Consider the following 9,975-nt stretch of genomic DNA (forward strand, 5'->3'; position numbering starts at 1 on the left):
TGCGGCCATCCATGACGTACGCCGGAGCGTCGCCAAAATCCTTGGCGGCGCGGCGTACGAGACCAGGGACGGTGTTGCCCACTGCACATCCTCTCAACAAACCAAACACTTGCTTGGTAGGCTACCTTAACGGAGTACGACCGGAGCAGGAAGGAGCCAGCGGTGAGCACTGCAACCGATGACGCTGCCTTCCGCGAGGAAGTACGCACCTGGCTGGCAGAAAACCTGACCGGCAAATGGGCCCACCTCAAGGGTGTGGGCGGCACCGGTAGTGGTGAGGACGCGTACGACGAGCGCCTCGCCTGGAACCGTCATCTCGCCGAGCACGGTTGGACCTGCCTCGGCTGGCCGACGGAGCACGGCGGCCGCGGTCTGAGCCTCGCGCAGCAGGCCATCTTCTATGAGGAGTACGCCCGCGCCGATGCGCCCGAGACCGTCAACCACCTGGGCGAGAAGCTGCTCGGCCCAACGCTGATCGAGTTCGGCACCGAGGAGCAGAAGGCACGCTTCCTCCCCAAGATCCTCAACGTCGAAGAGCAGTGGTGCCAGGGCTATTCCGAGCCCGGCGCTGGCTCCGACCTCGCCGCCGTCAGCACCAAGGGCGTTCTCGACAATGGCGAATGGGTCGTCGACGGCCAGAAGGTGTGGACATCCTGGGCTCAGAAGTCCGACTGGGTCTTCGTCATCGCCCGCACCGAGCCAGGCTCGTCACGACACCACGGTCTCTCCTTCCTTCTTGTGCCGCTCGACCAGGACGGCATCGAGATCCGTCCGATCGAGCAGCTCACCGGCGGCGTGGAGTTCAACGAGGTCTGGTTCTCCGGCGCCCGTACTGACGAGTCGATGATCCTTGGCGAGCCCGGCGATGGCTGGAAGGTCGCGATGGCGCTGCTCGGCTTCGAGCGCGGCGTCTCGGTCCTCGGCCAGCAGGTCGGCTTCGAGCGAGAGCTCAATGACCTGATCGAGCTCGCGCGCAGTAACGGTTCGCTCGATGACCCCGTACTCCGTGATCGCCTCGCTCAGCACAGCGCCGAGTTCGAGGTCATGCGTGTCAACGCCATCCGCTCGCTGACCGAAGCGACACCTGGTGCCGACAACGTCGCCAAGCTCGTATGGGCCAACTGGCACCGCCGCCTCGGCGAGCTCGCCATGGAGGTCTGCGGATCCGGAGCGCTCGTGACCAACGGCGAGATGTACGACCTGACTCGATGGCAGAACCTCTACCTCTTCTCTCGCGCCGACACGCTCTATGGCGGCAGCGACGAAGTTCAGCGCAACATCATCTCCGAGCGCGTGCTCGGCCTACCGAGAGAAGCACGCGGATGACCGTCATGCGACCTGAGCAGCCCACCCCTGACTACGTCGAGGGCCACAACCTCCTCGCCGGCAAGGTCGTTGTCGTGACGGCCGCCGCGGGAGCAGGCATCGGAGCTTCGGTCTCGCGTCGTGCGCTCGAAGAGGGTGCCGCGATGGTCGTCATCAGCGACACCCACGAGCGTCGCCTCGAAGAGTCGCGCGCGGCACTCGGTGCCGAGTTCGGCGAGGACCGCGTACGCGCCATCACCGTGGACGTGACCGATGAGGCTCAGGTGCAGGCGCTCCTCGACGTTGCCGACGAGCATGGCGGCGTCGACATCATGATCAACAACGCTGGCCTCGGTGGCACCGCCGACATCCTGGAGATGGCCGACGAGGACTGGTCTCGCGTCCTCGACATCACGCTGACCGGCACGTTCCGCTGCGTACGCGCGGCGGGCAACCGTATGAAGGACGCAGGCAAGAAGGGTGTCATCGTCAACAACGCGTCCGTCATCGGTTGGCGTGCGCAGGAGGGCCAGGCGCACTACGCGGCTGCCAAGGCCGGCGTCATGGCGCTGACCCGCTGCGCTGCGCTCGACGTCGCGCCGTACGGGATCCGGGTCAACGCGGTCTCGCCGTCGCTGGCCATGCACCCGTTCCTCGCCAAGGTCACCAGCGATGAGCTGCTCCACGAGCTCAAGCAGCGTGAGGCCTTCGGCCGCGCCGCCGAGCCGTGGGAGGTCGCCAACGTGATGGTCTTCCTCGCGTCCGACTACTCGTCGTACCTCACTGGTGAAGTCATTTCCGTCTCGAGCCAGCGGGCCTAGCCATGACGTCACAGGCGCAGACCTCGACTCGGCGCGAAGAGCTGCTGGCGATCGCTGCTGAGCTCTTCGCGACCAAGGGATTCAAGAACACCACGGTCCGCGATATCGCTGACGCTGCCGGAATCCTGAGCGGCTCGCTCTATCACCACTTCGACTCCAAGGAGTCGATGGTCGACGAGATCTTGTCGTCGTTCCAGGAGGAGCTGTTCGGCAAGTACGCCGAGATCGTCGCCGGCGACGCTGACCCGCGAGCCAAGCTCGACGCCGCCGTGCGCGTCTCGTTCGAGGCAATCGACCAGCACCGCAACGAGGTCGCGATCTTCCAGAACGAGGCCGACTACCTCGGCACGTTCGACCGCTTCGCCTACCTTGCTGACCGCAACAAGCAGTCGCGCGACGTCTGGCACGCGCTGCTCAACGAGGGTGTCAGCTCGGGCGCCCTGCGCCAGGACCTCGACATCGAGCTCGTCTACCGCTTCATCCGCGACACCGTCTGGGTCGCCGTCCGCTGGTACCGCCCCGGCGCCAAGCTCAGCCACACCGACATCGCCAATCAGTACCTCACCATCCTTCTCGACGGGATCACCTCATGACCGAAGCATTCATCGTTGACGCAGTACGTACGCCGGTTGGCCGCCGCGGCGGTTCCCTCGCACAGATGCACTCCGCCGATCTTGGTGGTCACGTGCTCAAGGCCCTCGTTGACCGCACGGGCATCGATCCGGGTGCCGTCGACGACGTCATCATGGGTTGTTGCGACACGATCGGCTCGCAGGCCGGCGACGTCGCGCGTACGGCCTGGCTCGTCGCCGGACTGCCCGACCACGTGCCCGGCGTGACGATCGACCGCCAGTGCGGCTCGTCGCAGCAGTCGGTGCACTTCGCCGCACAGGGCGTGATGTCCGGAACGCAGGATCTCGTCGTGGCCGGCGGCTTGCAGAACATGAGCGCCATCCCGATCTCCGCAGCCATGCTGGTCGCGGATCAGTACGGCTTCACGACACCGTTCGCCGAGTCGCCCGGCTGGAACGCGCGCTACGGCGACCAGGAAGTCAGCCAGTTCCGTTCGGCCGAGATGATCGCCGAGAAGTGGGACATCACCCGCGAGGACATGGAGGAGTTCGCCCTCGCATCGCACGAGCGGGCTCGTACGGCGATCGCCGAAGGCAGGTTCAAGGACCAGATCGCTCCCGTCGGCGACTTCAGCACCGACGAGTGCCCCCGCGACACATCGCTCGAAAAGATGGCGGGACTTCAGCCGCTGGCTCCCGGCGGTCGAATCACCGCTGCCGTTGCCTCGCAAATCAGCGATGCAGCCAGCGCGATGCTCATTGCGTCCGAGCAGGCCGTCAAGGACCACAACCTCACTCCGCGTGCCCGCATCCACCACCTGTCCGTACGTGCCGATGACCCGATCTGGATGCTGACCGGCCCGATCGCGGCGACCAAGCACGCTCTCGCCAAGGCCGGTATGTCCGTCGGCGACATCGACCTGTTCGAGTGCAACGAGGCGTTCGCCTCGGTCGTGCTCGCCTGGATGCAGGAGCTCGACGTCCCGCACGAGAAGGTCAACGTCAACGGCGGCGGCATCGCCCTCGGTCACCCGATCGGCGCCACCGGCACCCGCCTGATGACGACGCTGCTCAACGAGCTGGAGCGCACCGAAGGCCGGTACGGACTGCAGGTCATGTGCGAAGGTGGCGGACAAGCAAACGTCACCATCATCGAACGGATCTAGTACGAGGAAGTACTTGACGTACTTGACGTACTTGACGTACTTGACCGATCGAGAGACGATTGCGGTATGACCTCAGTCAAGGAAGTTCCAGTTACTCGATACGACTCATACACGTCGGCTCGGAGTCGCTTTCGCGACCTGTTGGACACCGCTGGGTCTGGTCGCGTCGTGTCCGTTCAACGTCCTAGCGGCGCGGTTGCTGTTCTGCCCGAACAGCACGTCCGAGCGTTGCTGGCATTTCACATCGGCTCGCCTGTGCAGATGGTGTTCGAGGACGGGGCATGGGCGGCGCTCATCCCGGGACTTCCATTGGCTGCAGAGGCTGCTTCGCCCGACGAGGTCATCGATGAACTGATCGCCGCGCTTCGCGAGTACGCGATCGACTGGCACGACCATTTGGGCGTCGCGCCAAACCATGCCGACAACTGGCCGCTGGTTGAGTTCGTGGGTATCTCAGACGACGACCAACTTCGCGCCTGGGCGACCGGCAGTTGAGTAGTACCCCAGCACCCAACCGAGACGACCACCAGGCGTTTTGTGACATTGAGGGCTGGACGCCTCCCGTCAACGCCAAAGGGAAGCCGGTAGCGCACCACGTGACGCTTGAGCTCGCGCTCCATGATGGGCGAATTTTGCGGACCCGCATTTCGAGACCAGTCGATCGCACGACGTACGGACCGAGCATGTGGAGCCACATCCTCCGCGACCAGTTGGAAGTGACGTCGGACGAGTTCTGGGCATGCGTGCGAGATGGCAAGCTTCCTGATCGGGGTGCTCCAGAGGTACCCCAAGAGGCACTGCCCGCAAGCATCGTCTTTCAGCTGATCCGCGAAGTCGGCCTTTCCGAGGCTGAAGTTGGCGCGATGTCCAAGGATGAGGCTCTTGAACGTATGCAGCGGTTCTGGGCGACTGGCAATTAGGCTTCAACGCTTGCGGTCGGGCCAGCGTCACCATCATCGAGCGGATCCAGGGCCATCTCAGCTGCCGTAGTGATAGCGGCAGGCGGCAATGCGGACCTGGTCGTCGACGACCTTGTAGACGAGCCGGTGTTCATCGGTGATTCGCCGTGACCAATAGCCCTGGAAGCCGTGCTTCAGCGGCTCAGGCTTGCCGATGCCGTCGTTGCCGTTGCCCGCAATGTCCTTGAGCAACGTGTTGATTCGCTTCACCAGCTTGCGATCTTGTTGCTGCCACCAGAGGTAGTCCTCCCAGGCAGAGTCGTCCCAGACGTACTTCACTCAGCAAGTTCCCGAGGGGTGCCGGATCCGCTCTCGAGGCGATCGATTGAAGCGAGCAACCGGCGGGCGTTCTCCGGGCTCTTGAGGAGGAAGGCGGTCTCCTTGAGCGACTCGTAGTCGTCCAACGACACGATGACGACAGGCTCGTGACCGGCGCGGGTCACCACGACTTCCTCGCGGTCATCTGTGACCGCATCCAGGGTCGCTGCGAGATTGGCTCGCGTCTGCGAATAGCTCATTGTCTTCATGTCGCCCTCCCGCGTACGTACAGGAAATTGTACGTCGCTTGCGGCTGGCGAATCAACTCGATCAGTGCGGTGCATCTGCTCGCCCACGTTCGAAGACCTTTCCTAGCCTCGTGCCGACGACGGTGCCCAATGGAAAGCACTCTGCTGTCCGCCTGATCATCTCTATCGCCTCGTCGATCATCGAGTGAGCATCCTCGCTACTGGTCCACGGGCCGATCCAACCGCCGTCTTCAAGGCTCGTACGAATCGCGAGCTCGAGGTCTGCTTCGCTGATGGCGCGATCCTCAATCAGCGCCGTTGTGGTCGCCCGATGTGAATGCACTCCAGCGAATGCGCGACCGCACCCACAGCCATTATCTGGATCAAGTTGATCGCAGTCACAGATGGCCCCAAACATGACCAGTTCGCCTGGCGTGCACCAATCGAAGTCGTTGTCACGCTCGCCGTTTGTCAGTGTCGTTGCTGTCAGAACTTTCATTTCTTACCTCCTGTTTCGACGCTAGGCGGGGCGTCCGACATCGGCTTGAGTCGCGGAACCAAGCTGTGGACAGTGCTGTGTGCTGCACCTCGAATCTCGACCCGAACAGAGCGACAGCCACTACCGTGGCGGAATGAGCGTCTCCGGAACCACTGAATTCGACGTCGCAGCAACCCCCGAGCAGGTCATGGACGCCGTGGCCGCGATCGAGGAGCTGCCCAAGCGCTCCAGCGCGCACCAGTCCGCCGAGGTCGAGACGCGTCACGCCGATGGACGTCCACACCGCGTACGCGCCAAGGTCTCGGCCGCCGGGTTCAAGGATGAGGAAGTCACCGACTACACATGGGACGGGCTCAACTCGGTGACCTGGACCCTCGTGTCGAGCTCAGTCCAGTCCAAGCAGGTCGCGACCTACACACTCACGCCGACCGACAGCGGCACCCACATCAAGCTCGATCTCGAGATCGGTGTGAAGGTCCCGATGCCGGGCTTCGTACTCAAGCGGGTGCTCAAGAGCGCCCTCGACTCAGGCAGCAAGGACTTCAAGAAGTACGTCGAGTCGCTCTAGCGGACGTCCCAGCCGGCTGGGGCCTGGGGATGGAACATCGCGTCGGTGCCGCCATCGGCGTAGACAACGGACCCAATCATCAGGCTGCTGGCATCCGACAGTAGAAACAGAATCACCGCCGCGATCTCTTCGGGTCGCCCGGGTCGGCCGACGGCACTCGGATAGGCCGCGACGAGCGGTCCCATCTCCGGGTCGGCCAGCAGCTTGTCGGTCATCGGAGTGTCGACCATGCCGGGCGCCACGGAGTTCATCCGAATGCCTGCGCCGATCCACGGCTCGGTGATTCCCTCTCGACGAGCCCACCAGGCGAGTGCCGCTTTGGTCCCCGGGTAGACCATGAACGACTCGGCCTGGGAGGCATCGGCACGTGCCGCTTCCTCATCGCCGGCGAGGCAGAGATCGGCAACTGATCCACGCCATCCGGGCATACCGGTGATCGAGTTGGAGGCGAGAAACACGACACTCGCGCCAGCTGCGGCAGCCAGCTGTGGTTGGAGGCCGCGTACGAGGGCAACGGCACCGAAGAAGTTGACCGAGACGATCAAGGACGAGTCGACGCCCGGGGATCCGGCTACTCCCGCGGCAGGTACTACACCGTGCACGACATCGGTCAGTGCCTGAACGCCGGCGACAGCCTCCGCCCGGCCTTCGGCTGTGGCGAGGTCGGCGACCACATCGGCGTCTCGGAGGTCGACCGTGATGACTCGGTCACCCTGCTCGCGGAGCAGAGCGGCGGTGGCGGCGCCGATCCCGCTGGCGGCGCCGCTGACTACGTATGTCTTCATCCGTCGGTGATCCTGATCAGGCCCGCAAGCGTGGCGATGTAGGCAGCACCGTCAGGACCCAGGTAGATCGCGGCATAGTGGTTGTTCCACTGGATGCCGGTGCCCATGAGGCGGCTCCAGACGGTCTTGCCCGTACGAATATCGATCGCCGTGAAGTACCAGGCGTCGAGCGCATTGCTCAACGGGTTGGTGAGCTTTGGCTTCGTGTAGGCGTAGAGGAGTCCGTTCCCGAGCGATGCCTTGGCGACTGAGCTGGGTGCGATCTCGTTGCTGGTCCATGCCACGTGGCAACCGTCATCCTCAACCATCACGCGCGCCAGACCTGGGGTCGTGGTCTTGCCGAGGATCGTGGTGGTCGGTCCGCCGTAGCCGTAGTTGTTCTCGATGATGAACGAGTTGCCTGCAGCGACGAGGCTGTTGTCGGTCGTGCCGGCGTTGTCGGCGAGCACGGGCTGCGTGCAGTGCAGTCGGTCGGTCACTCCCTCGCGGCGGTCGTAGACGAGCACATTGGTCTTGGGGTCGGCGTTGTCGTTGATCGCCACCCACCGGTCGCCGAGAAGGGTCGGTGTGGTGCCGGACCCCTGTGAGAGATTGCCGGTCTTCAGGCGGGACCCGCGGTCATACGTCTCGCGCCAGGTGACTTCAGGTACGCCGTCGGCGGTGGCGTCGAGCCGGTAGAGCGCATGGGTGGAGACGACGTACATGCCTCCGGTCTCATCGGTGGCGACCGAGTTGGTGACCTCTTCGCCATCAGGGAGCTCGTAGGTCTTGATCGCGCCGGTGTCGCGATCGAGGGTGCCGACCGTGCCCTGCTGGGTGAAGAACCAGATGCGGCCGTCGTAGTCGGGCATTGTCGCGATCAGACAGTCGTCGGCGGCAACGTTGGCGGCCAGTGACCATTCGTGCTGCCTGACCAGCTTGCCGTCGGCTTGCACCTGGATCTTCTGGATCGTCTTCTGACCGGTGGTCGGATAGGCGACGTCATCGGCATCGAGGAAGAAGTAGGTGCCGCCGCAGATGTCGGTGAGCGGGTTGGTGCCGGTGGCGAGGTTGCGGGCCGAGGTGCGGAGCTCGGAGATCGGCTTGAGCGTGACGGGGTCGATCACCATCATCCCGAAGCCCTCGAGTCCACCGCACAGTCCGACGATGCGGTTGTGAGAGTCGAAGGCGATCGTCGCGCACTCGCGGACGCCGTATGACGCCGACTTCACCTTGAGGCTCTGACCCAATGGGCCGCTGACTTGGTAGGCGTCTGACGCGTACGAGTCGTTGTGCATCGTGTTGGTGCCATCGGGGGACAGCCACGGGTTCTGCGGAATCGGCGGGTGCGCGATCGGCTGCTTCGCGGCTGGCGCTCCGGTGAACTTCGGGACCAGTAGATCGGTGGGAAGTGACGGGATTGGCAGACCGCTGATCGCCGGGATCGGCGGGAGGGTGACCTCTGGTGTTGGAACCGGGGTCGCCGAGGACTGTGGTCCGGCAACCAGGAGGGCCGCGAGCATGGACGCTCCGGCGAGCACTGGGAGTATGCGACGCATCCGAAGACTGTAACCGGTTGGTTACAAGGATGTATAGACTTCTCGCATGACGGTTGAGGCGAAGCCCCGAGGACGCGCGCAGATCCGCTCAGCGGTGTTGACCGCGACGAGCGAGTTGGTTGCCGAACGCGGTCCCGATGGATTCTCCGTACGCGACATCGCCGCCCGCGCCGGCGTGAACCACGCGCTGGTACATCGCCACTTCGGCACCAAGGCGGATGTGCTCGAACAGATGCTTGCCGCGGATGCCCAAGGGGTCGTCGAGGCGGTCATCGAGTCCGGACTGCCTACCCGGGGGGAGGCGTCGCCGGACGTCGTTGCGGAGCTCCTCGACCTCCTGGCAGCGAGTCCTTCGTACTGGCGCACCCTCGTCCATGCCGTCCTCGACAGTCCGGAGGCGGCAGTGCCTGGCACCGCTTCAACGACCGAGCTGTTCTCGGGGCTGTGGCGCGACAGCGATCCTGGTGATGCGGTGCAGACCTCGGTCGCCGGAGCTTCGGTGCTCGGATGGCTGATCTTCGGCAAGTTCATGAGCGACGCGACGGGTGCTGACCCCGAAGACGTACGACGCGCCATTGCTCAGCAAGTGTCGGAGCTCATCGCGACTCAGCCCTAGAAGGGCTTGCGGTGGGGGCCCGCGAGATGCAAAACTAGAACCTGTTCTACTTTTCTCGTATTGCATCGACCAGGCAGGCTGACTCGTGACCACCACGTACGAACTCACCGACCTCGACAAGCTCGAGGCCGAAGCGGTCCACATCTTCCGTGAGGTGGCCGCGACCATCGAGCGCCCGGCGCTGCTCTTCTCGGGCGGCAAGGACTCGGTCGTCATGCTGCACCTGGCGACGAAGGCGTTCTGGCCTGCTCCCGTTCCGTTCCCAGTCATGCACATCGACACCGGACAGAACTTCGACGAGGTCATCAAGTTCCGTGACGACACGGTTGAGCGCTTCGGCCTGCGCCTCATCGTCGCCTCGGTCCAGGACGACATCGACGCCGGCCGCGCCACCGAGATCGGCGGTCCGCTCGGGCCCCGGAACAAGCTGCAGACCATCTCCCTGCTGCGCGGCATCAAGGAGAACCAGTTCGGTGCCGTCTTCGGCGGTGCCCGCCGCGACGAGGAGAAGGCCCGCGCCAAGGAGCGCGTCTTCAGCTTCCGCGACGAGTTCGGTCAGTGGGACCCCAAGAACCAGCGCCCCGAGCTGTGGAGCCTCTACAACGGCCGCCACCACAAGGGCGAGAACATGCGCGTCTTC

Annotated in this window: 14 protein-coding genes; 9 read left to right on the top strand and 5 right to left on the bottom strand. The window is 64.3% G+C overall.

Going from position 1 to position 9,975, the window contains the following annotated elements:
• The first annotated feature begins 162 nt into the window (after positions 1 to 162).
• From V6M39_RS07255 to V6M39_RS07280, 6 genes are all read left to right on the top strand, one after another.
• Positions 163 to 1,326: an acyl-CoA dehydrogenase family protein gene (locus V6M39_RS07255; RefSeq protein WP_332643122.1), complete on the top strand. Its 1,164-nt coding sequence runs from the start codon at positions 163 to 165 to the stop codon at positions 1,324 to 1,326.
• The gene (locus V6M39_RS07260; RefSeq protein ID WP_332643123.1) at positions 1,323 to 2,126 is read left to right on the top strand and encodes an SDR family oxidoreductase; all 804 of its coding nucleotides are present in this window, start codon (positions 1,323 to 1,325) and stop codon (positions 2,124 to 2,126) included. The genes V6M39_RS07255 and V6M39_RS07260 overlap by 4 nt, the downstream gene beginning before the upstream one ends.
• Positions 2,127 to 2,128: 2 nt before the next feature.
• Positions 2,129 to 2,719: a TetR/AcrR family transcriptional regulator gene (locus tag V6M39_RS07265; protein ID WP_332643124.1), complete on the top strand. Its 591-nt coding sequence runs from the start codon at positions 2,129 to 2,131 to the stop codon at positions 2,717 to 2,719.
• A complete protein-coding gene (locus tag V6M39_RS07270; protein ID WP_332643125.1) occupies positions 2,716 to 3,864 on the top strand; it encodes an acetyl-CoA C-acetyltransferase in 1,149 nt (382 codons plus the stop codon). The genes V6M39_RS07265 and V6M39_RS07270 overlap by 4 nt, the downstream gene beginning before the upstream one ends.
• 168 nt (positions 3,865 to 4,032) lie before the next feature.
• On the top strand, positions 4,033 to 4,359 hold the full coding sequence (locus tag V6M39_RS07275) for a hypothetical protein (RefSeq protein ID WP_332643126.1): 327 nt from the start codon (positions 4,033 to 4,035) through the stop codon (positions 4,357 to 4,359).
• Positions 4,360 to 4,547: 188 nt separating this feature from the next.
• The gene (locus V6M39_RS07280) at positions 4,548 to 4,784 is read left to right on the top strand and encodes a hypothetical protein (RefSeq protein WP_332643127.1); all 237 of its coding nucleotides are present in this window, start codon (positions 4,548 to 4,550) and stop codon (positions 4,782 to 4,784) included.
• 57 nt (positions 4,785 to 4,841) lie between these two features.
• Here V6M39_RS07280 and V6M39_RS07285 read toward each other — a convergent pair whose 3' ends face one another.
• From V6M39_RS07285 to V6M39_RS18045, 3 genes are all read right to left on the bottom strand, one after another.
• Positions 4,842 to 5,102 carry a Txe/YoeB family addiction module toxin gene (locus V6M39_RS07285; RefSeq protein WP_332643128.1) on the bottom strand — a complete coding sequence of 87 codons (261 nt, stop codon included), beginning with the start codon at positions 5,100 to 5,102 and terminating at the stop codon, positions 4,842 to 4,844.
• Positions 5,099 to 5,350, bottom strand: a complete 252-nt coding sequence (locus V6M39_RS07290; RefSeq protein WP_332643129.1) for a type II toxin-antitoxin system Phd/YefM family antitoxin — start codon at positions 5,348 to 5,350, stop codon at positions 5,099 to 5,101. The genes V6M39_RS07285 and V6M39_RS07290 overlap by 4 nt, the downstream gene beginning before the upstream one ends.
• A 61-nt stretch (positions 5,351 to 5,411) precedes the next feature.
• Positions 5,412 to 5,828, bottom strand: a complete 417-nt coding sequence (locus tag V6M39_RS18045) for a DUF7715 family protein (protein WP_442880714.1) — start codon at positions 5,826 to 5,828, stop codon at positions 5,412 to 5,414.
• A gap of 133 nt (positions 5,829 to 5,961) precedes the next feature.
• Between V6M39_RS18045 and V6M39_RS07300 the strand changes: the two genes are divergently transcribed.
• Positions 5,962 to 6,396 carry an SRPBCC family protein gene (locus V6M39_RS07300; RefSeq protein ID WP_332643131.1) on the top strand — a complete coding sequence of 145 codons (435 nt, stop codon included), beginning with the start codon at positions 5,962 to 5,964 and terminating at the stop codon, positions 6,394 to 6,396.
• Here V6M39_RS07300 and V6M39_RS07305 read toward each other — a convergent pair.
• Together V6M39_RS07305 and V6M39_RS07310 are read right to left on the bottom strand one after the other, a co-directional pair.
• Complete coding sequence (locus V6M39_RS07305) at positions 6,393 to 7,181, bottom strand: SDR family oxidoreductase (protein WP_332643132.1); 789 nt, start codon at positions 7,179 to 7,181, stop codon at positions 6,393 to 6,395. The two genes, V6M39_RS07300 and V6M39_RS07305, sit on opposite strands and share 4 nt — an antisense overlap.
• Positions 7,178 to 8,719, bottom strand: coding sequence for a hypothetical protein (locus V6M39_RS07310; protein ID WP_332643133.1), 1,542 nt, complete (start codon positions 8,717 to 8,719; stop codon positions 7,178 to 7,180). Before V6M39_RS07310 ends, V6M39_RS07305 begins: the two co-directional genes overlap by 4 nt.
• A gap of 46 nt (positions 8,720 to 8,765) precedes the next feature.
• Between V6M39_RS07310 and V6M39_RS07315 the strand changes: the two genes are divergently transcribed.
• Positions 8,766 to 9,335 (top strand): TetR/AcrR family transcriptional regulator, encoded by a 570-nt coding sequence (locus V6M39_RS07315; RefSeq protein WP_332643134.1) that lies wholly within the window; start codon positions 8,766 to 8,768, stop codon positions 9,333 to 9,335.
• Positions 9,336 to 9,420: 85 nt separating this feature from the next.
• On the top strand, positions 9,421 to 9,975 hold a 555-nt coding region (gene cysD, locus V6M39_RS07320; RefSeq protein ID WP_332643135.1), incomplete at its 3' end, for a sulfate adenylyltransferase subunit CysD.

This window comes from Aeromicrobium sp., from assembly GCF_036675695.1.
Taxonomy (GTDB): Bacteria; Actinomycetota; Actinomycetes; order Propionibacteriales; family Nocardioidaceae; genus Aeromicrobium.